Annotated in this window: 26 protein-coding genes and 1 tRNA gene; 6 read left to right on the forward strand and 21 right to left on the reverse strand. The window is 59.8% G+C overall.

The genetic code is table 11. The annotated features are described in order from the left end of the window. Positions 1-2: 2 nt before the first annotated feature. Entirely contained in the window at positions 3-1,100 is a 1,098-nt protein-coding gene (locus tag FUU19_RS10375; RefSeq protein ID WP_230490040.1) for a hypothetical protein, read from the reverse strand. Positions 1,101-1,599: 499 nt separating this feature from the next. On the opposite strand from FUU19_RS10375, the gene FUU19_RS10380 reads away from it, so the two are divergent. Next, a complete protein-coding gene (locus FUU19_RS10380; RefSeq protein WP_063990859.1) occupies positions 1,600-2,133 on the forward strand; it encodes a hypothetical protein in 534 nt (177 codons plus the stop codon). A gap of 51 nt (positions 2,134-2,184) precedes the next feature. Here FUU19_RS10380 and FUU19_RS10385 read toward each other — a convergent pair whose 3' ends face one another. The 7 genes from FUU19_RS10385 to gpt form a co-directional block, all read right to left on the reverse strand. Beyond that, positions 2,185-2,403 (reverse strand): TM2 domain-containing protein, encoded by a 219-nt coding sequence (locus FUU19_RS10385; protein WP_015376761.1) that lies wholly within the window; start codon positions 2,401-2,403, stop codon positions 2,185-2,187. A 194-nt stretch (positions 2,404-2,597) separates the two neighbouring features. After that, positions 2,598-2,673: transfer RNA gene (locus FUU19_RS10390), tRNA-Thr, on the reverse strand. A gap of 182 nt (positions 2,674-2,855) precedes the next feature. Further along, the gene (proA, locus tag FUU19_RS10395) at positions 2,856-4,109 is read right to left on the reverse strand and encodes a glutamate-5-semialdehyde dehydrogenase (RefSeq protein ID WP_060425303.1); all 1,254 of its coding nucleotides are present in this window, start codon (positions 4,107-4,109) and stop codon (positions 2,856-2,858) included. 9 nt (positions 4,110-4,118) lie between these two features. Further along, positions 4,119-5,222, reverse strand: a complete 1,104-nt coding sequence (gene proB, locus FUU19_RS10400) for a glutamate 5-kinase (protein WP_047572529.1) — start codon at positions 5,220-5,222, stop codon at positions 4,119-4,121. A 239-nt stretch (positions 5,223-5,461) separates the two neighbouring features. Next, the gene (gene crl, locus FUU19_RS10405; protein ID WP_004930258.1) at positions 5,462-5,863 is read right to left on the reverse strand and encodes a sigma factor-binding protein Crl; all 402 of its coding nucleotides are present in this window, start codon (positions 5,861-5,863) and stop codon (positions 5,462-5,464) included. Between the two features lie 60 nt (positions 5,864-5,923). Further along, positions 5,924-7,171: an esterase FrsA gene (gene frsA / locus FUU19_RS10410; protein ID WP_230490039.1), complete on the reverse strand. Its 1,248-nt coding sequence runs from the start codon at positions 7,169-7,171 to the stop codon at positions 5,924-5,926. A 141-nt stretch (positions 7,172-7,312) separates the two neighbouring features. Beyond that, entirely contained in the window at positions 7,313-7,771 is a 459-nt protein-coding gene (gpt, locus tag FUU19_RS10415; protein ID WP_025301674.1) for a xanthine phosphoribosyltransferase, read from the reverse strand. Positions 7,772-8,109: 338 nt separating this feature from the next. Here gpt and pepD point away from each other — a divergent pair, with 338 nt between their 5' ends. Continuing rightward, on the forward strand, positions 8,110-9,570 hold the full coding sequence (pepD, locus tag FUU19_RS10420) for a beta-Ala-His dipeptidase (RefSeq protein WP_197790738.1): 1,461 nt from the start codon (positions 8,110-8,112) through the stop codon (positions 9,568-9,570). Between the two features lie 41 nt (positions 9,571-9,611). On the opposite strand, the gene dinB is transcribed toward pepD, so the two are convergent. Then, entirely contained in the window at positions 9,612-10,673 is a 1,062-nt protein-coding gene (gene dinB, locus FUU19_RS10425) for a DNA polymerase IV (RefSeq protein ID WP_141970804.1), read from the reverse strand. Between the two features lie 183 nt (positions 10,674-10,856). Here dinB and FUU19_RS10430 point away from each other — a divergent pair, with 183 nt between their 5' ends. Beyond that, positions 10,857-11,753, forward strand: a complete 897-nt coding sequence (locus FUU19_RS10430) for a glycerophosphodiester phosphodiesterase family protein (RefSeq protein ID WP_230490038.1) — start codon at positions 10,857-10,859, stop codon at positions 11,751-11,753. Between the two features lie 66 nt (positions 11,754-11,819). Here FUU19_RS10430 and FUU19_RS10435 read toward each other — a convergent pair whose 3' ends face one another. The 10 genes from FUU19_RS10435 to FUU19_RS10480 form a co-directional block, all read right to left on the reverse strand. Further along, entirely contained in the window at positions 11,820-12,239 is a 420-nt protein-coding gene (locus tag FUU19_RS10435) for a putative T6SS immunity periplasmic lipoprotein (protein ID WP_230490037.1), read from the reverse strand. A gap of 4 nt (positions 12,240-12,243) precedes the next feature. Next, positions 12,244-12,777 (reverse strand): type IV secretion protein Rhs, encoded by a 534-nt coding sequence (locus FUU19_RS10440; RefSeq protein ID WP_206196042.1) that lies wholly within the window; start codon positions 12,775-12,777, stop codon positions 12,244-12,246. Positions 12,778-13,246: 469 nt separating this feature from the next. Further along, a complete protein-coding gene (nqrM, locus tag FUU19_RS10445; RefSeq protein ID WP_004930244.1) occupies positions 13,247-13,474 on the reverse strand; it encodes a (Na+)-NQR maturation NqrM in 228 nt (75 codons plus the stop codon). 7 nt (positions 13,475-13,481) lie between these two features. Beyond that, on the reverse strand, positions 13,482-14,513 hold the full coding sequence (locus FUU19_RS10450; RefSeq protein ID WP_230490036.1) for an FAD:protein FMN transferase: 1,032 nt from the start codon (positions 14,511-14,513) through the stop codon (positions 13,482-13,484). Beyond that, entirely contained in the window at positions 14,514-15,737 is a 1,224-nt protein-coding gene (gene nqrF, locus FUU19_RS10455; protein WP_060447681.1) for an NADH:ubiquinone reductase (Na(+)-transporting) subunit F, read from the reverse strand. It abuts the gene before it with no gap. 15 nt (positions 15,738-15,752) lie between these two features. Further along, positions 15,753-16,349 carry an NADH:ubiquinone reductase (Na(+)-transporting) subunit E gene (nqrE, locus tag FUU19_RS10460; RefSeq protein ID WP_004930235.1) on the reverse strand — a complete coding sequence of 199 codons (597 nt, stop codon included), beginning with the start codon at positions 16,347-16,349 and terminating at the stop codon, positions 15,753-15,755. A gap of 6 nt (positions 16,350-16,355) precedes the next feature. Beyond that, the gene (locus FUU19_RS10465; RefSeq protein WP_004930232.1) at positions 16,356-16,985 is read right to left on the reverse strand and encodes an NADH:ubiquinone reductase (Na(+)-transporting) subunit D; all 630 of its coding nucleotides are present in this window, start codon (positions 16,983-16,985) and stop codon (positions 16,356-16,358) included. Further along, the gene (locus tag FUU19_RS10470; protein WP_025301668.1) at positions 16,978-17,772 is read right to left on the reverse strand and encodes a Na(+)-translocating NADH-quinone reductase subunit C; all 795 of its coding nucleotides are present in this window, start codon (positions 17,770-17,772) and stop codon (positions 16,978-16,980) included. Before FUU19_RS10470 ends, FUU19_RS10465 begins: the two co-directional genes overlap by 8 nt. Further along, on the reverse strand, positions 17,762-19,003 hold the full coding sequence (locus FUU19_RS10475; RefSeq protein ID WP_060432499.1) for an NADH:ubiquinone reductase (Na(+)-transporting) subunit B: 1,242 nt from the start codon (positions 19,001-19,003) through the stop codon (positions 17,762-17,764). The genes FUU19_RS10470 and FUU19_RS10475 overlap by 11 nt, the downstream gene beginning before the upstream one ends. 4 nt (positions 19,004-19,007) lie before the next feature. After that, the gene (locus tag FUU19_RS10480; protein ID WP_230490035.1) at positions 19,008-20,357 is read right to left on the reverse strand and encodes a Na(+)-translocating NADH-quinone reductase subunit A; all 1,350 of its coding nucleotides are present in this window, start codon (positions 20,355-20,357) and stop codon (positions 19,008-19,010) included. A gap of 554 nt (positions 20,358-20,911) precedes the next feature. On the opposite strand from FUU19_RS10480, the gene dpaA reads away from it, so the two are divergent. After that, positions 20,912-21,679: a peptidoglycan meso-diaminopimelic acid protein amidase gene (dpaA, locus tag FUU19_RS10485; RefSeq protein ID WP_060432495.1), complete on the forward strand. Its 768-nt coding sequence runs from the start codon at positions 20,912-20,914 to the stop codon at positions 21,677-21,679. Here the strand turns inward: dpaA and FUU19_RS10490 are convergent. Together FUU19_RS10490 and lpcA are read right to left on the reverse strand one after the other, a co-directional pair. Then, positions 21,614-22,417 (reverse strand): class II glutamine amidotransferase, encoded by an 804-nt coding sequence (locus tag FUU19_RS10490; protein WP_060432493.1) that lies wholly within the window; start codon positions 22,415-22,417, stop codon positions 21,614-21,616. The genes dpaA and FUU19_RS10490 overlap by 66 nt on opposite strands. 97 nt (positions 22,418-22,514) lie before the next feature. Next, positions 22,515-23,096 carry a D-sedoheptulose 7-phosphate isomerase gene (lpcA, locus tag FUU19_RS10495; protein WP_004930220.1) on the reverse strand — a complete coding sequence of 194 codons (582 nt, stop codon included), beginning with the start codon at positions 23,094-23,096 and terminating at the stop codon, positions 22,515-22,517. A gap of 246 nt (positions 23,097-23,342) precedes the next feature. On the opposite strand from lpcA, the gene fadE reads away from it, so the two are divergent. Both fadE and FUU19_RS10505 read left to right on the forward strand, forming a co-directional pair. Then, on the forward strand, positions 23,343-25,799 hold the full coding sequence (gene fadE, locus FUU19_RS10500; protein ID WP_103101612.1) for an acyl-CoA dehydrogenase FadE: 2,457 nt from the start codon (positions 23,343-23,345) through the stop codon (positions 25,797-25,799). Positions 25,800-26,088: 289 nt separating this feature from the next. Continuing rightward, the gene (locus tag FUU19_RS10505) at positions 26,089-26,241 is read left to right on the forward strand and encodes a Hok/Gef family protein (RefSeq protein WP_004930217.1); all 153 of its coding nucleotides are present in this window, start codon (positions 26,089-26,091) and stop codon (positions 26,239-26,241) included. Positions 26,242-26,246: the final 5 nt, after the last annotated feature.

The following is a 26,246-nucleotide window of genomic DNA, read 5'->3' on the forward strand; positions in this document are numbered from 1 at the left end:
CCTTACGCCGTGGCGTTGGGCAAACGCACGGTCACGCGGTTATTGGCCGTGGGCAGCTGCAGCGGCGTTTCCTGCCAGCTCACCGCGATAACCAATACCGGCGGGGCCGGCACGCGCGGCTCACGCCCGTCGGGCCCCACGCTGTAGGCATCCCATTCAATCACAAACACCCCGCCGTCTTGCGGCTCGACCCGCTCGACGAAAAAGGTGGTGTCGGAACCACGCCCGCCCGCCGGTTTATGCGCGTAAGCGAGCAGGCTGAACCACTCACCGGCGAAGTACAGATGGTACAGACCATCGACGATATGCTCGCCGCGGAACTGGCAACCGCCGAAGCTCAAGCCGCAGCCCGCCGGGGATCCCGCCACGCGCTCGAGATCGCGCACGAAGCGATCGGTCGGCCTGTTATCCAGCAACAGCTCATAAGGCGGCGCGTGCAGCAGCGCGGCAGGATCGTCCGCCTGGCGCAGATCCGCCGGCAACATCGAGCGCGCCGCCAGCACGCGGCCGTTGGGCAAGGCGATCTCCAGACGATCGGCCGGATCCTCTGTCCACGGCGGCACCCACAGACCGCGCACCGGATGCAACGGCGTGGCCTCCGCCTGTCGACACCTCGCCCGCAGCCGCGCCAGCGCCTCGGCGGCACCGGCGGCCAACGCCGCCTGCTCGCGATCGGTCAATGCCGGCAGCGCGTACATCATCCGGGCGGCAGGCTCGTACACCGTCAGCCCCTCACCCTCACGACTGCGGGTCGGGATCAGGCGCAGCTTGCCATCGTCCACGTCCTGCGCCGCCGCACAGGCGCCATGCACAATCGCCCCGTCACGCAGCAGCAGCGTCCAAAAATTGGGGCCGCCCATGCCCAGCTCCCCCACGCCGCCAATCCGCCGATCGCTGTCGCCGGCGTGCGCCATTTCAATCGGCTGCGAGCGCCAGTCGGTCTTGCGCCACTCTGCGGCCGCTTCGGGATCTTGCGCGCCTTTAGCGGCGTACTTCACCCATTGCAGCACGGCAAACAGCGCGATGCACAGCACGCCGAAAATCGGGTGATCCTGCCAAATCAACCCCCAACCGACGATCAAAAGGGCCCAGGCGGCCATAGCGATATCCTTTTCCACGAGAAAACCGCCTGATTCTAGCGCAGGAAACGCAAGGGGTTGAAGCCTATGCCATGGATAATTAGCCATTCAATAGAAAGGTAATAATTTCAGCGTTATTTCTGTGACTACAGAGATCACATAAATAACGCTTCACAGAGTAATTTCAACATAAAAAGATAACCCTCTGTATCTCAATGCAATATTCGCAACCTTATTAAAACCAAAAAGATAAAAGGGGAAAAAAACCGCAATAATTTGTGTATATTCTAAACATTGACTATGTTTAGACATACTATTTATATGCAGGTAAAACGCCGAATAAAAAAAGAAAGGCGTTTAGGAAGTTAAATCAACCCCGTTATCCGCGAGGGTGAAAAACCATTTCATAGCAATATTCCGAGGGGATTTTATTTCCACGGAACGGGTAACCTTGCGTTTTATCAAGCCAATAGGCTACACACCGCAATTAATATCATTATTAGCATTCCGGAGAGCGACAATGAAAATCGTTACAGGCATTATCCTTACCTCTGTGGCCGCCTTCAGCGGCGCGGCTTACGCGGCTGATGCGCAGCCTACCACCGGCAGCGCGGCGGTGATGCTGGAACATGTGCATGCCGTGATGGAAAACGGCAGCCCGGCGCCGCAGCACGACGCCGCCTGCAAAAAAGAACTTTCCATGCCGGAATCGAAATATATGGGCATGAAGGTCAAAACCGATTACACCATCAACAGCAGCACCATGATGATGTCAGCGAAGTCGATGTTCCCATCGCCGGACTCTATGAAACCGATGGAGCTGACGGTCGATCTCTCCGCGCTGGGCCTGGCGGATGTGTATGCCTTCGGCGCCTTTAAACCGGCCGCGTTGCCGCAGGCCTATATTTATTTCACCATCGACAAGAATTTTAAAGATCCGGTCAGCACCTTTATGATCATTAACCAAGGTAAGCAATATAACTGCGTCATTTCCAGCTCGAATAAAATGATGAGCAAAGAGATGCGCGGCAAGATGATGATGAAGAAACAGTAACGGAATGAAAAACGGCGCTTCCCTTAACAGGAGGCGCCGCCAGAAAACGCGTTAAATCAGACCCGGATTGTATTTCTGATTGAACTTCTCTTCCGATTGGAACAGATAAATAATGCCTTCGATAAAGCCGACAATCGCCGGGATCCCCGTCCAGCAGAACAGCAGGTAGAACAGCCCCCACCACTTCATCCCTAAGTAAAACTTGTGAATGCCCAGCCCACCCAGGAAGATGGCCAGCAGGGCCGCCGCGAGCTTGTCTTTTCTGCTCATAGTGCACTTCTCCTTACTTCTCACCGAACCACCGGCATGTCCAAAAACGGATGCCGCTCCACAGAGCGCCGCATCGCAATGCTTGAGGAGAAAACATTCACCCATCAAGGCTCAACAGGGGTAATTATAACAGTGATTAATTAAACGGTTGTTTAACCGGCGAAAGGGTAAGCAAATGGAGTCTGGAGAGGGAGTGGTGCCGATAATAGGAGTCGAACCTACGACCTTCGCATTACGAATGCGCTGCTCTACCAACTGAGCTATATCGGCATCGAGCCGGGCCTGCGGGGCAAGCCGGAAGTGCGTTGAACAAGGTAGACCTGTGCGTGAAATGAGTCAATAGCCGCCGGGGCGTTTGGTTGTTTTGCAAACAGCCGCACTGCAGCTACGCTGCAAAAAAAATCAGGGCGCAGCCCGCTGCGCCCTGACGTCTTTACTACCGCAATGCGGCCTTAGCTGCGCACCAGATCGTCGCCGTAGCCAATCCACTTGTAGGTGGTCAGCGCATCCAGGCCCATCGGGCCGCGGGCGTGCAGTTTCTGGGTGCTTACCGCCACTTCCGCACCCAGGCCGAACTGGCCGCCGTCGGTGAAGCGGGTGCTGGCGTTGACGTACACCGCCGAGGAGTCCACCGCGCGCACGAAGTGCTCGGCGCTGCTCAGCGAACGGGTGAGGATCGCGTCGGAGTGGTTGGTGCCGTGGGTGCGGATGTGGTCGATGGCCTGATCGATATCGTCCACCAGCAGCACGTTCAGATCCAGCGACAGCCATTCATCGTCGTAATCTTCCGCGTTCACCGGCACCACCGTCGCCGGGCCGCCCTGCAGCAGCGGCAGCGCGTTTTCCGCCGCGTGCAGCGTCACGCCCGCCGCCGCCATTTTAGCGCTCAGCGCCGGCAGGAACTCGGTGGCGATGCTGCGGTTCACCAGCAGCGTCTCCAGCGAGTTACAGGCGCTCGGGCGCTGGATCTTGGCGTTTTCAATGACCGTCAGCGCCTTGTCGAAATCGACGTCGGCATCCACGTAGGTATGGCACACGCCGATGCCGCCGGTGATCACCGGGATGGTCGATTGCTCGCGGCACAGCTTGTGCAGGCCGGCGCCGCCGCGCGGGATCAGCATGTCGACATAGCGATCCAGGCGCAGCAGTTCGTTCACCAGCGCACGATCCGGGCTGTCGATCGCCTGCACCGCCGCCGCCGGCAGGCCGCACTGCTCCAGCGCCTGCTGGATCACTTTCACCGTTGCCTGGTTGGTGTTATGCGTCTCTTTACCGCCGCGCAGGATCACCGCGTTGCCGGTTTTCAGGCACAGGCTGGCGACGTCGATGGTGACGTTCGGCCGCGCCTCGTAAATCACGCCGATCACGCCGAGCGGCACCCGGCGGCGCTCCAGCTTCAGCCCGCTGTCCAGCAGGTTGCCGTCCAACACGTGGCCGACCGGATCGTTCAGGCGGCACACCTGGCGCACGTCGTTGGCGATCGCCGCCAGCCGCGCCGGGGTCAACAGCAGGCGGTCAAGCAGCGCTTCGCTCATGCCGGTGGCGCGCGCCTGCGCCATGTCTTGTTCATTCGCCAGCAGGATCGCTTCACTGTTGGCTTCCAGCCTGTCGGCCATCACCGACAGCACCTGATTCTTCTTCGCCGTGCTCAGCACCGCCAGCTGCCAGGAGGCCTGCTTGGCGGCCTTCCCCATCTGCTCCAGCATGCTCACTCCTTAACTGACAATCATATCGTCGCGGTGCACTGCCACCGGACCGTATTCATAACCGAGGATCTCGCTGATTTCCTGCGAGTGGTGCCCGGCGATCATCCGCATCGCATCGCTGTTGTAGCGGCTGACGCCGTGCGCCAGATCGCGCCCCGTCAGGTTGCGGATGCGGATCACTTCGCCGCGCGAGAAGTCGCCCTTCACTTCGCGGATGCCCTTTGGCAACAGCGAGCTGCCGCGCGCCATCATCGCTTCCACCGCGCCGTCGTCGACGGTGATCTCACCGGCCGGTGGCGCGCCGAAGATCCAACGCTTGCGGTTTTCCAGCGGGGTTTCCAACGCGTGGAAACGGGTGCCCACCGGCTTGCCTTCGATCACGTCCGCCACCACGCCCGGCTTGCTGCCCGCGGCGATCACCACGTCGATGCCGGCGCGGCAGGCCACGTCGGCTGCCTGCAGCTTGGTGCCCATGCCGCCGGTGCCCAGACCGGAGACGCTGTCGCCGGCGATGGCGCGCAGCGCGTCGTCGATGCCGTGCACTTCACGGATCAGTTCGGCCTGCGGGTTGTTGCGCGGATCGGCGGTGTAGAGGCCCTGCTGATCGGTCAGCAGCAGCAGTTTGTCGGCCCCGGCCAGAATGGCCGCCAGCGCCGACAGGTTATCGTTGTCGCCCACCTTGATTTCGGCGGTGGCGACGGCGTCGTTCTCATTGATTACCGGCACGATGCGGTTGTCCAGCAGCGCCGTCATGGTGTCGCGCGCGTTGAGGAAGCGCTCGCGGTCTTCCAGATCGGCGCGCGTCAGCAGCATCTGCCCGACGTGAATGCCGTAAATGGAGAACAGCTGTTCCCACAGCTGGATCAGCCGGCTCTGCCCTACCGCTGCCAGCAGCTGCTTGGAGGCGATGGTGGCGGGCAGCTCGGGGTAGCCCAGGTGTTCGCGCCCGGCGGCGATGGCGCCGGAGGTGACGATGACGATGCGGTGGCCCGCGGCGTGTTGCTGCGCGCACTGGCGCACCAATTCGACGATGTGGGCGCGGTTCAGACGCAGCGATCCGCCGGTCAACACGCTGGTGCCCAATTTCACAACCAATGTCTGGCTGCCGTTCATAGTATTTCTGCCGTATAATATACCCGTCATCTTTCAAGCCGCAGCGTTGTTGGCTGCACGCACTCACCCCAGTCACTTACCTCAGTAAGCTCCTGGGGATTCCCGCGCTTGCCGCCTAGCCGCAACTCGAAAGCTATAGGGTATGATGAGAATAAGGGTGCAAAGGTCTTTGTAACAGGAGAGACGCGTTATGCCAACAGGCACAACGCGAAATCAGCACAATACGTGGTCAAACGGGGTCAGGCGGAGAGTTTGATCAGTTTTTCTTTGAAATCGTCGGCGGGTTCCAGCCCCAGTTCCATGGTCGCCAGCAGTTCGCCCAGGCGGCGATGGAAGTCGCGCAGGGTGTCTTCCAGCTTGGCGTTCACTTCATCATCCTTAATGTTTTGCGCCGTCCAGTCGCCTTCCTTGTCGAACAGGCCGAATTGGTACGAATAGGTGAAGCGCGCCTCTTCCGCCTGCAGCTCCATCCACCAGCCCCAGAACTCACGCTTTTCCGGAGCAGGCTTTACATTGACGCAGACGGCCAAACAATCAAAGAAAAACCGGTCGTTCTCACATTGCCCTTCACGCAGGTACGGCCCCAAGCTGGCAAAACGTTTCATTAGTCGGCTTTTAGGGTGACCACTCGGTAACGTCATTCTCTAACCTCCTCAATGTAGACCACTCTTTTTAACAAACTGTTAAAATTTAGCAACTAATTAACGCATTTTGTCCCTCAGCCAACCGGACATCTGCAGCAACGCCCGGTGGAAGCTGTCGTAAACCGGGGTGCGCGGGATGGCGACCAGCTTGCCGCTCACCGAGGAGGTGACGATCAGCTGCGACTCTTCTTTCGGGCTGAGCATATCGCGCTCCCAGTAGCCGGAGATCATCGGCGTTGGGCAGCGGCGCCCCAGCAGCCCCTGCATTTTCAGCGAGTAGCTGTTCAGCTCCACCTTCAGCACGTTGTCGGAAGCGTTGGCCATGCCCATGCGGCTGGCCAGCACGTCCATATACATGTCCGGCACGTTCAGCTGGGTGCTGCTGTCGCACAGCAGGCGATGCACCACCGGCCCCAGGCAGGCTACGCCGCGCAGCCGCTGCGGCTCCAGGTAGGCCAGCCGCACCGCCACATTGGCGCCGAAGCGGAAGCCGAAGGCGCTCACCCGCTGATGATCCACCCACGGCACCGAGGCCAGCTGGATCAGCACCTGTTGGTGCAGGTAGCTGGAGTCCTGCGTCAGCTTCCATTTGCACGAAGAACCGATTGACGGCATGTCGAGCGTCAGCATGGCGATGCCGTGCGGCGCCAGGTAGTCGCGGAACAGACGGTGGTAGTCGGTCTGCAGCGTGTCGAGGCTGCCGCACATCAGCACCGTCGGGAACGGCGCCTCGCCCTTCTCCGGCATGTGCAGGAAGCCGGTGACGCTGCCGCCGCCTTCGATGCGAAACTCTAGCTCTTTCAGCTGATACGGCAGCAGCAGCGCCGCCTCTTCGTAAGCGCGGTTGGCGAGCATCTCCGCCTGTTCGGCCAATTCGTCGCCCTTCAGGTGCGGGTAACCGGCGATGCTGTACAGGCTCGCGGCCTTCAGCCAGTATTCGCCGCCGAGCAGCGGATCCTGCTGCTCCGTCGCCCGTTGCTGCCACTGCATGCCCTGATGGATCCACTCGTAGATCCAGTTGCCGTTGCGGTAGCCCACCACGGTATCCAGCCGCTGCGGATTGCTGCGCTCGGCGTCGGAGGCGGCGATGCGCGCCAGCACTTCGTGGATTTCGATCGGGCTGACGCCGCGCCAGGCCCACAGCAGCGGATTCAGCATGCGGTACCAGCTGCCGGTGGTGTCGCCTTCCAATGCGGAATGCATGGCGGCGCTCACTTTGTTGCGCGCGCGCAGCACCAACGTCGAGGTTTCGGGGTGTTTGAATTTGGGCTTGAAAAGAATTTCAGAAAGGTTGGCCTGTGCCATGGTAACAACAGCCTCCGTAAATCTGGCGATAGGCCGCAAAAGGCCTACTTAACTGGAGGTAGTGTACCTAACTCTGGCAGGATAAACCAAGATAACGCAAACGCCCGGCATAACCGGGCGTTGACTTAGAACTGGCTAGGCTTAGCGGCCGCCGATCGGGGGAACGAAGCTGACGCCCATGTCCCACGGCTGTTCGATCCAGGTATCCTGCGGGATGTCGACCTCATAGTCGTCCACCAGCGGACGGCCCGCCGGTTTGGCGAAGATGGTGACGAAATGCGCTTTCGGGTACATATCGCGGATCGCTTTCGCGGTGCCGCCGGTATCCACCAGATCGTCCACCACGATGAAGCCTTCACCGTCGCCTTCGGCGCGCTTGAGCACTTTCATTTCGCGTTGGTTGTCATGGTCATAGCTGGAAATGCAGACGGTATCCACATAGCGGATGCCCAGTTCGCGCGCCAGCAGGCCCGCCGGTACCAGACCGCCGCGGCTTACGGCAATGATGCCTGTCCATTTGTCGGCAGGCAGCAGGCGGTGCGCCAGCTTGCGTGCGTGCATTTGCAGCATATCCCAGGTAACAACGTATTTTTCGCTCATAGAATCGTGTCCCAGCCGGCGGTGAAGCGGCTTATTTTATAGTTCAGGGGAAAAAAGGTTGCGCGAGATTATAGAGACTGGCCGCATTGAATTCCAGCTGTACCGAGGAAAACCTCGTGATTTCCGCCACGCGGCTTTCCGGTGATTGATGCTGAAAAAACGAACGTTCCCGCCGCGAAGCCGTGTGATCAAGCGCTTAAACCGCACAATACGGGGCGCGCACCGCCGGAAATAAAGTGATATTCTCTGATGATCGTGCCACGACGCACAGATGCCCACTCACCTTAACCGCGCGGCACGCCCGTCCTGTCGGAGCCTGCCGTCACAGGAGACTTATAGTGTCTGAATTGTCTCAGCTTTCGCCACAGCCGCTGTGGGATATTTTCGCCAAGATCTGTTCTATCCCACACCCTTCTTATCATGAAGAAGCGCTGGCGCAGCACATCCTCACCTGGGCCAAAGAAAAGAACCTGCACGCCGAGCGTGATCAGGTCGGCAATATCCTGCTGCGCAAACCGGCCACCAAAGGCATGGAAAACCGCAAGCCGGTCGCACTGCAGGCGCACCTGGACATGGTGCCGCAAAAGAATAACGACACCGTGCACGACTTCGCCAAGGATCCGATCCAGCCTTATATCGCCGGCGAGTGGGTGAAAGCACGCGGCACCACGCTGGGCGCCGACAACGGCATCGGCATGGCCTCCGCCCTGGCGGTGCTGGCCGACGACAGCGTTGAGCACGGCCCGCTGGAAGTGCTGCTGACCATGACCGAAGAAGCGGGTATGGACGGCGCCTTCGGGCTGCAGCCGAACTGGCTGCAGGCGGACATCCTGATCAATACCGACTCCGAAGAAGAAGGCGAAATCTACATGGGTTGCGCCGGCGGTATCGACTTCATCACCACCCTGCCGCTGCAGCGCGAAGCGGTGCCGGCCGGTTACCAAACCCTGAAGCTGACCCTCAAGGGCCTGAAAGGCGGCCACTCCGGCGCCGAGATCCACGTCGGGCTGGGCAACGCCAATAAACTGCTGGCGCGCTTCCTGTTCGCCCATGCGGCAGCGCTGAACCTGCGCGTGCTGGATCTGAACGGCGGCACCCTGCGCAACGCCATCCCGCGTGAAGCCTCCGCGGTGGTTGCGGTACCGGCAGACAAGGCCGACGCGCTGAAAGCGCTGAGCCAGGAGTTCCTGACCGTGCTGCAGAACGAACTCTCCGCCAAAGAGAAGAACATCACCGTGCTGTTGGAGCCGACCACCAGCGCTTCGCAGGCGCTGAGCGCCGACAGCCAGCAGCGCTTCCTGGCGCTGCTGAACGGCACGCCGAACGGCGTGATCCGCATGAGCGACGCGGTGAAAGGCGTGGTGGAAACCTCGCTGAACGTCGGCGTGGTCACCACCAGCGAAAACGAAGCGGAAATCATCTGCCTGATCCGCTCCCTGATCGACAGCGGCAAAGACTACGTGGTCGAGATGCTGACCGCGCTGGGCCAGTTGGCCGGCGCCAAGGTGGCGCCGAAGGGCGGCTACCCGGGCTGGCAGCCGGACGCCGACTCGCCGGTGATGCACCTGGTGCGCGAGCTGTATCAGGATCTGTTCGACAAGACGCCGAACATCATGGTGATCCACGCCGGTCTGGAATGCGGTCTGTTCAAAAAGCCGTATCCAAACATGGACATGGTATCGATCGGGCCAACCATCACCGGCCCGCACTCGCCGGATGAGCAGGTGCATATCGAAAGCGTCGGCCTGTACTGGAAGCTGCTGACCTCGCTGCTGAAAGCAATCCCTGAGCGCGCGTAATCTGCACGCTTAACGCAAAAAGCCGGCGACCGCCGGCTTTTTTATTCCCACGACAGCGCCAGCTGCCGCTCCAGCTGCGGATCGAGCAGCGTCACATGCAACCCCACCAGCCGCACGCCGCGCCCTTCGCGCCGCTCGCGCCACGCCTGCCGCGCCACCTCCAGCAAATCCTGCCGGTTCAGCACCGGGAACACGTGCTCCTGGGTGGTTTGCTGAAAATCCTGAAACTTCAGCTTCACGCCCTGCCGGGCGATCTGCAGATCCGGCTTCACCTTGCGCAGCCGCATCTCCAGCTCGGGATAGAGTTTGTCGATAATCAGCGTTTCGCAGTCTTCCCAGTCGTGAATATCCTCCGCCAGCGTGCGCTCCACCCCCACCGATTTGCGCAGCCGCTCAGGAGAGATTTCGCGCCGATCGATGCCCTGACAGCGCTCCCACAGCACCCGGCCGAACTTGCCGAAGCGCTTGAGCAGCTGCGCCAAATCGTATTGCTGCACGTCGGCGCAGGTGATAAGCCCCACTTCCTCCAGCCGCTTGGCGGTCACCTTGCCGACGCCGGGGATCTTGCTGAGCGGCAGCTGCTGCAAAAACGCCGGCACCTGCGCCGGCGTGATCACGTATTGCCCGTTCGGCTTGTTCATCTCGGAGGCGATTTTGGCGAGAAACTTGATTGGCGCGATGCCGGCCGACGCGGTGAGGTTCAGTTCGTCGGCGATCGCCTGGCGGATCTCCTGGGCGATCAGCGTCGCCGAACCGTTGCATTGCGGGCTGTCGGTCACGTCGAGATAGGCTTCATCGAGCGACAGCGGCTCGATCAGCGGGGTATAGCGGGCGAAGATTTCGCGGATGTGCAGCGAGGCCTCTTTGTAGGCCGCCATGCGCCCCGGCAGCAGGGTGAGATGCGGACACAGCTTGAGCGCCATCGCCGTGGACATGGCGCTGTGCACGCCGTAGCGCCGCGCCGGATAGTTGGCGGTGCTGATCACCCCGCGGCGATCGGCGCTGCCGCCAATCGCCAGCGGGATATCGCGCAGGCTGGGATCGTCGCGCATTTCCACCGCTGCGAAGAAGCAGTCCATATCGACATGAATGATTTTACGCATCGCACCCTCCAGTAACACTGTATAAGTATACAGTCAGATACCGAAAGCTCAAGGCCGCAGGATTCGACGAAAGCACCGTTTCCGCCAGATATTTCCGCGTTGTTAAAAAAGCTTAATTTTTCAATAGTATGATTTCCGCCATCCCGTGCGGCTCACCACAACGATAACGACAAGGTACCCTACATGATCAGATTTTCTTCTTTGCTGCTGGCTTCCGCGCTGTCGCTGAGCGCGCTGGCGGCCAGCGCCACCGCCGGTCATGCGCCGGCGATCGTCGCCCACCGCGGCGGCACCGCCGATGCGCCGGAGAACACCCGCATCGCCATCGAAACCGCGCTGAAAAACGGCGCCGACGCCATCTGGATCACCCTGCAAGAATCCAAAGACGGCGTCATCGTGCTGTATCGCCCCTCGGACCTGAAAGCGCTGACCAACCGGCAGGGCCCGGTCTCTGCCTATACCGCCGCGCAGCTGGCCGAGATCGACGCCGGTTGGGCCTTCGCCAAGGGTGATGCGCACCCGTTCCGCGGCCAGGGCATCGGCATTCCACGGCTCGACGACGTGCTTAAAGCGTTTCCGCACGTCACCTTCTATCTGGACATCAAATCCCCGGACGCCGATCCGGCGCAGTTTGGCCAGGCGCTGCTGGCGACGCTGGAAAGCACCGACAGCCTGAATCGCACCCGCGTCTACTCTACCGACGCCAAATACCTGCAGGCGCTGCCGCCGGCCGTCCCGCGCTTCGAAAGCCGCGACGAAACCCGCACGCTGCTGGCCAATATCACCATGGCGCACCAGTGCGACGTCAAACCGGACAACCGCCAGCCGCGCTGGTACGGACTGGAGCTGAAGCGCGAGGTGGAGGTGGTGGAGAAATATACCCTCGGCGAAGGGCGTTCGAAGGCGTTTCTGACCTGGGATAAAGAGTCGATGGACTGTTTCCGCTCGCAGGGCCCGGCGCACATCATCCTGTTCGGCGTCAACTCGCCGCAAGAGTATCAGCAGGCGCTGGCGCTGGGCGCCGACGGCGTGATGGTCAACTCACCGGCCGAGGCGAAAAGCTTCCGCAAGGCGAAATAAAAAACCCGGCTACGGCATAAGGCGGTTCGACATCCCACCTTATGCCCGTATGGCTTTCAACATCCGTTAGCGAGCAGGAACCACCTGGATGGTGCTATTTTCATTGCGAACACTAAACCCAGCGCCGAATAGCCGGGCGGCAGGCTCAAGACCATTACTTCGTTTATCCCGCGACAACAGCGTCACCGATACCCCGTAAGACTTCCCGCCTTCGAATTTATAGTTATCGTCGGGAATGCACGTAGCCGCGGTGACCGCAGGCATCTCGTTATCCGCGAAGTGCTTGCCGAAGATAGCATTGGCGTTGCCGATTTCTTCGATAACGACGCCGGCCAACCGCTCGTCCCCTTCTGGTTGAACCCGCACACAAACGTGGTTATCAACGACAGTGACGTTGGCCGCGTAGTTTTTTGGCCTCGGATCGTTCATGTGCATGCAGCCGGCGAGCAACAAAGTTAGCGTTCCAGCCAAAATAATGCGGTTCATCCTGTTACCTCTGCTTAAGAAACTGAGAAAGCGCATATTCGTATTTTCTGGCGATCGTTTTATCCGTTACGCCCTGAAAATTCACGCCATTGTTAATCGCGCCCAGCCAGATAGTGTAACCATACTTCTTCAGGAACCAATAATCAGCGATGATTGAAGCCTGCTGTTCCATGGAGTAGTTATGCAACAGCTGTTTACCATCGAGTCGATATTTGTATTCAGCAGCCCAACTCAATAACCCTCGGGTTCTCACCCACATGCCTTTTTGGTGCTGCCAGACATGGCTCATTTCGTGGATAAATACATGCTGGAAACCTGCAGCGGCCGTGGAAAAATCAGCCTTATATAAGGCTTGTCTAAACCAGACTTCTCCGTTGGGTGCCATCGCCGTTCTGCTGGCTTGCAGCCCAAACGGCAGATAGCTATCGCAGTGAACAAACACTTTCTCATAGAAAACTGACCTGCCAAACACGGAACGGGCCAAATTAATTTCACCCACCGTTAACACCCGTTTTATCCCTTCTTGTTGTTGTCCCATCCTGGAACTCCCTAAATCCAAAATAAACCTAATGAGACGATATTTTAACCAACCGGGTCAACAGACTAACCTGCTGAGAACTATCAGGAAGATCCGAATAATTCTAAAATGAGAGATGTATCAACCTTACGATTTAATCCTGAGCAAAATTAAAGATTACGATGGGCGTTTTAGCGATTTCTTTAAATCAAAAGAAGTCTGGTTCTGGCAGGTGATATGAAACGGATAGCAGCAATTATTGTCGGTGCGATAATAGGTATTGGCCTCATGCTCATGGCTTTTCCCTTTCTCTCAGACTGGATTTTTGGCCACGTTGAGGGCGAGGATCAGATGTCGGCTAACTTTGAGTTGCTGGCGATTGGCCTGGTGTTGTGCTGTTCCGTGGGAGGTTCACTCGGTAATCTGGCCTATTCAAAATCAAATACCCCCCCAAATAAAAAACCCGGCCAAGGCCGGGTTTTCGCTACAGCTAAAGAATGCGGTGCTTGTCCAGCTGCTCGCGCCGCTGCGCCGCCTTGGCTTCGCGCTTTTTGCGCGCATCGCACGGCTCCGGGCAGTCGCAGACTTTCTCCATCCCCAATGCGGTGATGCCGCCGCAGCTGCCCTGCAGGCTTTTGCGTTTGAACACGTAACCCAGCGACATCCCGCCGACGATCAGCAGGAACAACACGAAGGTGGCGGCGAATACCGTCAGCATAGCAACCTCACGAACGCTTTTTCAGGTAGGGTTTGAACGCGTCCGAATAACGCTCCTCAAACCCGTCGGCGGTTTTCACGATCATGAACACCGGGATGCCGAGCAGATTGGCCAGCGCCAGGCCGCGCTCCGGCCCCATCACGTTCAGTCCGGTGGACAGGCCGTCGGCGGTCATGCAGGTCGGGCTCAGCACGGTGATCGACACCAGGCGGTGGTTGATCGGCCGGCCGGTGATCGGATCGATGGTGTGCGAATAGCGCACCCCGTCCTGCTCGAAGTAGTTGCGATAGTCACCCGAAGTAGCGATCGACATCTCCCCCGGCTGGATCACCAGCTGCGCCTGCTGCTGCGTGCCGGCGGTCGGGCGCTCGATGGCGATGCGCCACGGCTTTTGCTCGCCGTTGCGCCCGCGGGTGCGGACTTCACCGCCGATATCCACCATGTAGTTTTGCACGTGTTGCGATTGCAGGTACTCCGCCACCACGTCCACGCCGTATCCTTTGGCGATCGACGACAGGTCGACATACAGCTCGGGGATGTTTTTCACCAGCGCGTTGCCCTGCACCGACAGTTTATCGGCCCCGGTCCAGGCGCGACGGTGCGCCAGCTCCGCCTCGCTCGGCACTTTATCCGGCCGCCCTTCCGGGCCGAAGCCCCACAGGTTGACCAGCGGCCCGACGGTCACGTCCAGCGCACCGTCGGTGACGCGGTTGATGCGAAGCGCTTCGCGCACCACCTCAGCGGTGGCCGGCGAAACCGGGAACGGCCGGTCAATGTCGCGGCTGGCGTTGAAGCGGCTCAGCTCGGAGTCCGGCCGGTAGGTGGACATCTGGTCGTTCACCTGCTCCAGCCGTTTGTCGATCTCCGCCTGCATCTCGCGCGCCGACGGCGTATCATCACCGGTCACGTAACGGATCGAATACGAGGTGCCCATGGTTTTACCCGTCAGGTCCACCTGTTCCGGCCCACAGCCGGTCAGCAGCAGGGTGGCGCTCAGCGCCACGCCCGTCAGCCAGTTCTTCATCGCCAATGCGTGCATTTAGCCACCAAAGTCATCCAGCATGATGTTTTCGTCTTCGACGCCCAGATCTTTGAGCATCTTGATCACCGCGGCGTTCATCATCGGCGGCCCGCACATGTAAAACTCGCAGTCCTCCGGCGCCGGGTGGTTCCTCAGGTAGTTCTCCAGCAGAACATTATGGATAAAGCCGGTGTAGCCGGTCCAGTTATCTTCCGGCTGCGGATCCGACAGCGCCACGTGCCAGGTGAAGTTTTCGTTCTCCGCCTGCAGCTGGTTGAAGTCGTCTTCATAGAACATCTCGCGCAGCGAACGCGCGCCGTACCAGAAGGTGATCTTGCGCTTCGAGTTCAGGCGCTTGAGCTGGTCGAAGATGTGCGAACGCATCGGCGCCATGCCCGCGCCGCCGCCGATGAAGATCATTTCGGCGTCGGTGTCCTTGGCGAAGAACTCGCCGAACGGCCCGGAGATGGTCACCTTGTCACCGGCTTTCAGCGACCAGATATAGGAAGACATGATGCCCGGCGGCACGTCCGGGTTGTTCGGCGGCGGCGTGGCGATACGCACGTTGAGCATGATGATGCCCTTCTCTTCCGGGTAGTTGGCCATCGAGTAAGCGCGCACCGTGGTGTCGTTCACCGTCGAACGGTAGCGGAACAGGTTGAACTTGTCCCAGTCGCCGCGATACTCCTGCGGCACCTCGAAGTCGGCGTAGCTGATGTCGTGCGCCGGCGCTTCGATCTGGATGAAGCCACCCGCGCGGAACGGCACGTCCTCGCCATCGGGGATCTTCAGCTTCAGCTCTTTGATAAAGGTGGCTTTGTTATCGTTGGAGATAACCTCGCACTCCCATTTCTTCACGCCGAAGATCTCTTCCGGCAGCTCGATCTTCAGGTTCTGCTTCACGTTCACCTGGCACGCCAAGCGGCAACCCTCTTTCGCTTCGCGCTTGTTGATGTGCGAAAGCTCGGTCGGCAGGATATCGCCGCCGCCCTCTTTGATCACCACCCGGCACTGGCCGCAGGAACCGCCGCCGCCGCAGGCCGAGGAGACGAAAATCCCCTGGCTGGAGAGCACGTTGAGCAGCTTGTCGCCCGCCGGCGCATGGAAGCTCTTATCCAGATCGCCGTTGATCTCCACCGCGATGTCGCCGGTGTTCACCAGCTTCGATTTGGCGAACAGGATCAGCAACACCAGCACCATCACGATGGTGGTGAACATGGCTACGCCTAAAATAATTTCCATAAATTCTTCCCGCCTTTACAACTGAACACCGGAGAAGGACATGAAGCCCAGCGCCATCAGTCCGGTGGTGATAAAGGTAATGCCCAGGCCGCGCAGCCCTGCCGGCACGTTGGCATACTTGAGTTTTTCGCGGATCCCCGCCATGGCGACGATCGCCAGCATCCAGCCGGTGCCGGAACCAAAGCCGTACACCACCGATTCGGCGAAGTTATAGTCGCGCTGCACCATGAAGGACACGCCGCCGAAGATGGCGCAGTTCACGGTGATGAGCGGCAGGAAGATGCCGAGCGCGTTATACAGCGACGGGAAGAAGCGATCGAGGATCATCTCCAAAATCTGCACCAGCGCCGCGATCACGCCGATGAAGGTGATGAAGTTGAGGAAGCTCAGATCGACGCCTTCCACCAGCGCGCCGTCGCGCAGGATCAGGTTGTAGACCAGGTTGTTCACCGGCACCGAAATGCCGAGCACGATGGTCACCGCGATGCCCAGACCAAAGGCGGTCGAAACCTTCTTCGACACCGCCAGGAAGGTACACATCCCGAGGAAGAACGCCAGCGCCATGTTCTCGACGAACACCGCGCGCACAAACAGGCTGATATAGTGTTCCATCGGCCTTTACTCCTTTTCGATCTGCGCCGGCTTCAGGGTGCGCAGCACCCAGATCAGCAGGCCGATGATGAAGAACGCGCTCGGCGCCAGCAGGAACAGGCCGTTCGGCTGGTACCAGCCGCCGTTCTGCACCGTTTCCAGCACCGGGACGCCGAACAGCTTGCCGGAGCCGATCAGCTCGCGCAGGAAACCGACCAGCACCAGGATCACCCCGTAGCCCAGCCCGTTGCCGATGCCGTCCATAAAGCTCTCGATCGGCGGCGACTTCATGGCATAAGCCTCGGCGCGCCCCATCACGATACAGTTGGTGATGATAAGGCCGACGAACACCGACAGCTGCTTGGAGATCTCGAACGCATAGGCGCGCAGCAGCTGATCGACCACGATCACCAGCGAGGCGATGATCGCCATCTGCACGATGATGCGCACGCTGTTGGGAATATGGTGACGGATCAGCGAGATGAAGAAGCTGGAGAATGCCGTGACCAGCGTCACCGCAATGGTCATCACCACCGCCGTCTCCAGCTTGGTGGTCACTGCCAACGCAGAACAGACGCCCAGCACCTGCAGGGCGATCGGATTATTGTCGAACAGCGGCCCCAACAGGACCCGCTTTATCTCTTTGGAATCAGCCATTTTTCAGCGCTCCTTCACGAACTTTTTTCAGGAACGGGCCGAAGCCGTGCTCGCCCAACCAGAAATCAAACGTATGCTGCACGCCGTTGGAGGTCAGCGTGGCGCCGGACAGGCCGTCCACCCCGTGCACATCCCCCTGACGCGCACCGCCTTTCACCACGCGGATCGCCGGCTGTCCGTTGTCGTCGAACAGCTGCTTGCCGACCCACTGCTGGCGCCAGGACGGGTTCTCGACCTCACCGCCCAGCCCCGGCGTTTCCCCCTGGTCGTAGTAGGTGATGCCCTTGACCGTGTTGCCGTCGTTATCCAGCGCCACGAAGGCGTACATCATCGACCACAGGCCGGTGCCGTATACCGGCAGCACAAGCTTGTTCACCTGGCCGCTTTCGTCACGCACCAGGTAGATTTCCGCCTGGTTGCTGCGGCGCTTGATGCCGGCCGGATCGTCGCCCGCGGGCAACGCCACGCTTTTGGCGTCGTCGCGCAGCGCGGCGCCCAGATCGAACGCCGCCGCCTTGCCGGCGACAAACTCACCGCTGTTCAGATCCACCAGGCGCGGTTCGATGCGTTCGCTGTATAAGCGCTTGACCTGCTCGCTCTCCATTTTCGGCTGCAACAGGCCGGCTACGTCGAGAATATTGCGCTGCTTATCGAGCAGCTTTTGCTCCTGCTGTTTGGACTTCAGGCCGACGGCGGAGCCCGCCACCACCACTGAACACACCAGACACAGCAGCAGCACTACCAGCAGCGTTTTACCGATGCCGTCGTTTTTCGCTTCATTCGCCACGGGCTTTTCTCCGCTTGATGTTGGCCTGCACCACCAGGTAATCGAACAGCGGTGCGAACAGGTTGGCGAACAGGATCGCCAGCATCATGCCTTCCGGATAGGCGGGGTTGACCACCCGGATCAGCACGCACATCACGCCGATCAGAATGCCGTACCACCATTTCCCCTTGTTGGTGAAGGAGGCGGAAACCGGGTCGGTCGCCATAAAGATCATGCCGAAGGCGAAGCCGCCCAGCACCAGATGCCAATACCACGGCATGGCGAACATCGGGTTGGTGTCCGAACCGATGGCGTTGAACAACAGGGCGGAAGCCACCATGCCGAGCATTACGCCGGCGACGATGCGCCAGGAGGCCACGCGGCCGAACAGGATTATCGCCCCGCCGATCAGGATCATCAGCGTGGAGACTTCACCGATGGAGCCGGGAATGTTGCCGAGGAAGGCGTCCATCCAGCTGATGGACTGGCCGGTGGCCACGTTGCTCAGGCTGTGCGCCCCGCCAGCGCTCCACTGCGCCAACGGCGTCGCACCGGAGAAACCGTCCGCAGAGGTCCACACCAGATCGCCGGAGATCTGCGCCGGATAGGCGAAGAACAGGAAGGCGCGGCCGGCCAACGCCGGGTTGAGGAAGTTGCGCCCGGTGCCGCCGAAGATCTCTTTGGCCACCACCACGCCGAAGGTGATGCCCAGTGCGGCCTGCCACAGCGGCAGGGTCGGCGGCACGATCAGCGCGAACAGGATAGAGGTGACGAAGAAACCTTCGTTGACCTCATGTTTGCGGATGATGGCGAACAGCACTTCCCAGAAGCCGCCGACGACAAACACCACGGCGTAGATCGGCAGGAAGTAACAGGCGCCCAGCACCATCTTGCTGACCCAGCCGGCGTCAGCCGCCAGCGAGGCGCCGAGCCACTGCGCCAGGCGATAATGCCAGTCACCCGCCAGCACCTGTTGCAGCGCGTCGCCGCTGTACAGATGGTGCAGCGCCGGGATCGCCTGCTGGCCGACGTTGTACATGCCCCAGAACATCGCCGGGAACACCGCCAGCCACACCAGGATCATCATGCGTTTCAAATCGATGGCGTCGCGCACGTGCGAAGCGCCGCGCGTCACCGTACCGGGGGTGTAAAACACCGTGGTAGTCGCTTCATACAGCGGATACCACTTTTCCAGTTTGCCGCCCGGCGTGAAGTGATGCTCTATCTTCTCAAAATAATTCTTCAGGCCCATCGGGTTATCCTTCCTGCTCAATCTTGGTCAGCACCTCGCGCAGCACCGGCGCGTACTCATACTTGCCGGGGCAAACGAAGGTGCACAGCGCCAGATCTTCCTCGTCCAACTCCAGGCAGCCCAGCGCCTGCGCGCTGTCGCTGTCGCCCGCCAGCAGATCGCGCAGCAGCAGCGTCGGCAGAATATCCAGCGGCATCACCCGCTCGTAGTTGCCGATCGGTACCATGGCGCGCTCGCCGCCGTTAGTGGTGGTCGAGAAGGCGAACAGTTTGTTCTTCAGGAAGTGGCCCAGCGTGGTGCGGGTGATGGAGAACTTGTTCGGCGACGGCACGATCCAACCGAACAGCTCTTTGTCGCGCCCTTCTTCCAGCACCGACACCTGCGAGTGGAAGCGGCCGAGCCAGGCGTTCAGCCCGGCGGCGTGCATGCCGTTCAGCACCGAACCGGAGATCACCCGGTTCTCACCGTCTTTCAGGCGGCCGGCGGTCAGCTCCTCGAGGCTGGCCCCCTGGCGGGTACGCAGCAGCGCCGGCTGCGCCACCTGAGGCCCGGCCAGCGCCACGACCCGGCGGGTATCGAGCTGACCGGTGGTGAACAGCGTACCGATGGCGATGACGTCCTGGTAGCCGATGTGCCAAACGGTTTTCTTCAGGCTAACCGGTTCAAGGAAGTGAATGTGGGTGCCCACCAGCCCGGCGGGATGCGGGCCGGCAAATTCGCTGTAGGCGATCTGCGGGCCGCTCTGCTGGCCAACGGAGGCGCCGGCGGCGTGGCATACGTGTACCTTGCCCGCCGTCAGACGCGCCAAGACCACCAGCCCGGCGTTGAACGCCGCCTGCTGCTCGGCGATGATCACCTGCGGATCGGCGGCCAACGGCTGGGTATCCATCGCGGTGACGAAAATGGCGCGCGGTTCGCTGCCGGGGCTCGGCGTTTTGCTGAATGGGCGGGTGCGCAGCGCGGTCCACAGGCCGCTGGCGATCAGTTCGCTCTCGACCTGTTCGCGCGGCAACTGGGCCAATTCCCCCAGCGGGTAGTGCGCGAACTCGAGCTGATCGTCGCCGCCGTTTTCCAGCGCAATCACCACCGATTGCAATACGCGCCGCTCGCCGCGGTTAATCGCAGCGATGCGGCCGCTGGCGGGAGCCGTGAAGAAAACCCCGGGGTTTTTCTTATCTTCGAACAACGCCTGGCCTTTCTTAACGGTATCGCCTTCCTGCACCAGCATGGAGGGACGCATTCCGACATACTCTTCCCCAAGCAGGGCGACATGCTGAATATTCGGGCCATCTTGGATCGCCTGAACCGGAGCCCCGGCTATCGGCAGATCTAACCCTTTTCTGATCTTAATCATAGGATTTATACGATGTAGTTGGGTTTACACGTCTGCCCGGCCCCAGAGGCGGGTGCTGACGATGCCAGGATTGCCGGGCAGTGCGCACGGCGGCACGCCCAACATGAACTTTCTCGCAGTGAAAATACGGGGTAACGCGCATTCCCTTGATTCCCCTTTTCCGTTGTTTGCGCGACAGTCGATGTGTTAACGGCCTGTAGCCAAATAACCATCAAAACGGCCGGGTTATATGCAATAACTCTTGCCGCTTCAATCGCCACAGTGCGTTAAATTGAAGAGAGAATATTAACATTGTTCGCAACATTGTTCTGCGTTCCGTCGTGACTTGGGTCAAGCAAACGCAATTAAATTTCGCCTGTTTTTCACTACTTATCGTTAAAATCTGCCGGTCATTTCACTTTTATCGAGCTTTGTCGTTTTTTTATACATATCACGTATTGCTAAAAATAAACGCGCTGGTAATCTGGCGGTGTTTTGCAGCAGTAAAAACAATAATCAGTGGCATGCTGGCCAAGCTCAATTGCGCCGGCAGATAAATATAAGCAGGAATAATAATGAGCAAAATCGCGCTGTTGTTTGCGATGCTTGTTTCTATGCCGATGATCACGGCCTGCAGCGCCAGCGAGCAGGTACCCGAAGCGCCGGTAGTTAAACAGCAATTATTGGGTTCGCCGGTCTATATTCAGATCTTCAAAGAGGAACGCAAGCTGGAATTGTATGCCCGAATGGGCAATGAATTCCGCCTGGTCAACACGTTCCCGATCTGTAATTTCTCCGGTGGGCTGGGTCCTAAACGTCGTGAAGGCGACTTTAAAAGTCCGGAAGGCTTTTATAGCGTTGACGCGCGCCATCTGAAACCCGACAGCAAGTATTACCGGGCGATCAATATCGGTTTCCCTAATGATTACGATAAATCGCAGGGCTATTCCGGCGCTTATCTGATGATCCACGGCGAATGTAAATCGATTGGCTGTTATGCGATGACCAACACCTATATGGATGAGATCTATCGCTACGTCGAAGCCGCCTTCGCCTATGGCCAAAGCCGCGTCGACATCAGCATCTACCCGTTCCGCATGACCGAGCAAAACCTCAAGCGCCATGCGTCATCCAGCTATATCGCCTTCTGGCGCCAGCTGAAGCCGGGTTACGATTACTTCGCGAAGAACCACCAGCCGCCGATGATGACCGTAGACAACGGCCAGTATGTGCTGGGTCAACCGTTGATGAGCAGCGGCCAGATGACGCAGTACGCGTCAGCCAATCCGACGCCCAACACCAATCCCTTCGCTCAGAACAAGCCGCTCACCGAAGTGAAATAACGCGAACTCGCCTGGCTCAATCTTGTGCCAGGTTTCGTTGGCGGTCAGCGGTTGGGTGGCGATCACCGTGACCACATCGTTCGGTGTGGTCTGCTGCTGAAAATCGATTTCCACATCCTGATCGAGCAGCGTCGCCTTGCCGAACGGCGCGCGGCGCGTGATCCAATACAGGTTGGTGGAGCAATAGGCCATCACGAAGCGCCCGTCCGACAACAGCATATTGAAGACCCCTTTCTTGCGCAGCTGGCTCGCCAACAGGCCGATATAGCGGAAAACCGCTGGCCACTGGCTCGGGGTGCGCGGGTATTTCAGCGCCAGCTGATGCAGCAGCCAGCAGAACGCGTATTCGCTGTCGGTCTGGCCGACCGGGCGGAACGTGCCGGTATCCAACTGACGATAGCCTTTCAATTGGCCATTGTGCGCGTAGGTCCAGTTGCGGCCCCACAGTTCGCGGGTGAACGGGTGGGTGTTTTCCAACGCCACTTCGCCGCGATTGGCCTGGCGAATATGGGACACCACCGCACAGGACTTGATCGGGTAGTCCTGTACCAGGCGGGCGATCGGCGAGTTGAAGCTCGGCTGCGGATCCTTGAATGTGCGGCAGCCGTTCCCTTCATAGAAGGTAATGCCCCAGCCATCCTTATGCGGCCCGGTGCGGCCGCCGCGCTGTACCAGGCCGGTAAAGCTGAAGCAGATATCGGTCGGTACGTTTGCGCTCATCCCGAGCAGTTCACACATCGCCAGCACTCCTTAACCACACTGACACAGGCTGTGCGGACGCACCATGCGGCGTCCGCCGTCTTATCCATGGGGAGCCGCAGCTCCCCGAAGGCTATCAAGCCTTAACCATCTCTTTTTCGATCAGCTGAATCAAGATGTGAATCGCTTTGATGTGGATTTCCTGAATGCGGTCGGCGTAGCCGAAGTGCGGCACGCGAATTTCCACATCGGCGGAACCCGCCATCTTGCCGCCGTCCTTGCCGGTCAGGGTGATCACTTTCATCCCCTTGGCACGCGCCGCGTCGATGGCTTTGATGATGTTGCCGGAGTTGCCGGAGGTGGAAATGCCCAGCAGCACGTCGCCTTCGCGGCCTACCGCTTCCACATAGCGAGAGAATACGTACTCATAGCCGAAGTCGTTGCTGACGCAGGACAGGTGGCTCACGTCCGAGATGGCAATCGCCGGGTAGCCCGGACGGTTTTCACGGTAGCGGCCGGTCAGCTCTTCGGCGAAGTGCATCGCGTCGCAATGGGAACCGCCGTTGCCGCAGGAAATCACTTTACCGCCGGCTTTGAAGGAATCCGCCAGCAGCACCGCCGCACGTTGGATGGCGTCGATGTTGGCGTCGTCATTGATAAATTTCGCCAGGGTATCAGCCGCTTCGTTCAGTTCACTGCGAATAAGGTCGTGGTACATGAGGAACCTCTTGTTATCGTCAAATCTTCCGCTCCGCAGTGTACCGGATCGCGGAAACAGCGAGAAGCATTCTCAGCCAAACAGCGCGCCGGTTAAGGAAGCGGAGAGCTTTTTGATGATTGGTGCTGTCAGTTTGTGACCTGAGTTGTAATTAAACTGTAAACGCATTGATAAAAATTCTGCCTTGTACTAAAACCTATTACATACACACAACAGGTCAGACCTCTTACTACTTCGGAGCTTCTTATGATGGTTCTTAGTATCGTCGTTTTCCTGGCTCTCCTCGGCGTGGTGTTCTACCACCGAGTGAACCTTACCCTCAGCAGCCTGATCCTGGTGGCGTACACCGCCGCCATGGGTGCTATCGGCCTGTGGAGCTTCTGGCTGTTACTGCCGCTGGCGATCGTGCTGCTGCCGCTGAACCTTTCCTCTGTACGCCGTTCCCTACTCTCCGCGCCGGCGCTGCGCGCCTTCCGCAAGGTGATGCCGCCGATGTCCACCACCGAGAAGGAAGCGATCGACGCCGGTACCACCTGGTGGGAAGGCGATCTGTTCCGCGGCGCGCCGGACTGGAACAAGCTGCACAGCTACCCGAAACCGCGCCTGACGGAAGAAGAGCAGGCGTTTATCGACGGCCCGGTGGAAGAAGCCTGCCGCATGGCCAACGACTTCCAGATCACCCACGAACTGGCCGATCTGCCGCCTGAACTCTGGGCATACCTGAAAGAACACCGTTTCTTCGCGATGATCATCAAGAAAGAGTACGGCGGTCTGGAATTCTCCCCTTACGCTCAGGCGCAGGTGCTGCAAAAGCTGGCCGGCGTTTCCGGCATCCTGGCGATCACCGTCGGCGTGCCAAACTCCCTCGGCCCGGGCGAACTGCTGCAGCACTACGGCACCGAAGAACAGAAAAACCACTACCTGCCGGGCCTGGCGCGCGGCGACGAGATCCCTTGCTTCGCGCTGACCAGCCCGGAAGCGGGCTCCGATGCCGGTGCCATTCCGGACGTCGGCACCGTATGCATGGGCGACTGGCAGGGCAAGCAGGTGCTGGGCATGCGCCTGACCTGGAACAAGCGCTACATCACGCTGGCGCCGGTCGCCACCGTACTGGGCCTGGCGTTTAAACTGCATGACCCGAACCGCCTGCTGAGCGACAATGAATCCCCAGGCATCACCTGTGCGCTGATCCCGACCAGCACGCCGGGCGTGGAGATCGGCAACCGCCACTTCCCGCTGAACGTGCCGTTCCAGAACGGCCCAACCCGTGGCACCGACGTGTTCGTGCCGATCGATTACATCATCGGCGGGCCGAAAATGGCCGGCCAGGGCTGGCGCATGCTGGTTGAGTGTCTGTCGGTCGGTCGCGGCATCACCCTGCCGTCCAACTCTACCGGCAGCCTGAAATCCATCGCCCTGGCGACCGGCGCCTACGCGCACATTCGTCGTCAGTTCAAAATCTCCATCGGCAAGATGGAAGGGATCGAAGAGCCGTTGGCGCGCATCGCCGGCAACACCTATGTGATGGACGCCGCCGCTTCGCTGATCACCTATGCGCTGGTACAGGGCGAGAAGCCGGCCGTACTGTCGGCCATCGTCAAATACCACTGCACGCACCGCGGTCAGCAGTCGATCGTTGACGCCATGGACATCGCCGGCGGTAAAGGCATCATGCTCGGTGAATCCAACTTCCTGGCTCGCGCCTATCAGGGCGCACCGATTGCCATCACGGTGGAAGGCGCGAACATCCTGACCCGTACCATGATGATCTTCGGTCAAGGCGCGATCCGCTGCCATCCTTATGTGCTGGATGAAATGGCGGCGGCGCAGAGCAACGATCTGAACGCCTTCGATAAATCGCTGTTCGGCCACCTGGGCCACGTCGGCAGCAACAAGGTACGCAGCTTCTGGCTGGGCCTGACCAACGGCCGTACCAGCGCCACGCCGACCAAGGACGCGACCCGTCGCTACTATCAGCAGCTGAACCGCCTGAGCGCCAACCTGGCGCTGCTGTCGGACGTTTCCATGGGCGTGCTGGGCGGTAGCCTGAAGCGCCGTGAGCGTATCTCCGCTCGCCTGGGGGATATCCTCAGCCAGATGTATTTGGCTTCCGCCGTGCTGAAACGCTTTGACGACGAAGGCCGTCAGAAAGAAGATCTGCCGCTGGTGCATTGGGGCGTGCAAGACAGCCTGCATAAGGCCGAACAGGCGCTGGATGACCTGCTGCGCAACTTCCCGAACCGCTTTATCGCCGGCGCGATGCGCTTCGTGGTCTTCCCGCTCGGCCGTGTGCATACCGCACCGTCCGATCGTCTGGATCACCAGTTGGCCAAGATCCTGCAGGTGCCTTCCGCCACCCGCAGCCGCCTGGGGCGCGGCCAGTACCTGACGCCGAGCGAACATAACCCAATCGGCCTGCTGGAAGCGGCGCTGGCCGACGTGATGGCCGCCGAGCCGATTCACGAACGTCTGTGCAAGGCAGCCGGCAAAAACCTGCCGTTCACCCGTCTGGATCGTTTAGCGGAACGCGCGCTGGAAGAAGGCAAGATCAGCGCCGACGAAGCGAAGATCCTGGTGAAAGCCGAAGAGAGCCGTCTGCGCTCCATCAACGTGGACGACTTTGCGCCGGATGCGCTGGCGGCCGCCAAGCCGGAAAAGCCGGCGGCGCAGTCTAAGCGCCAACAGCAGACCGAAGCGGCTTAACGCCAATTCCCACTCCACGCATCCAAGGGGCGATCATCATCGCCCCTTTTTCTTTTCTTGCACCGCAAACTGCGCACCGCGCCGCAGGTTGGCGCAACGGCGGATTTCACGGGAAGGAAGTTCGAGTAGACTGCGCAGCGGGTGCTCTGGATCTTTCTGTCCGGAGCCTTGGCAAAGGAGAGAAAGAGAAAGGCCCCGAGTCGATATTATCAACCCGAGGCCACTCTGATGCCAAGCAACATCAGGTTAGCCTCTTACCCGCCGCAAGGCAAGGATAGGGAGGTCAAAAATGCAGCAAAAACGGGTCGTGCTTAAGCTGGTGATCGTCTGTATGACGCTGATCGCGTTCATCTGGCTAACCCGCGGTTCGCTGTGCGAACTGCGCATCAGGCTGGGAGACTCGGAGGTTGCGGCCACTTTGGCTTACGAATCCGAACGGTAAGGCAA

The organism is Serratia montpellierensis (assembly GCF_020858655.1).
Taxonomy (GTDB): Bacteria; Pseudomonadota; Gammaproteobacteria; order Enterobacterales; family Enterobacteriaceae; genus Serratia; species Serratia montpellierensis.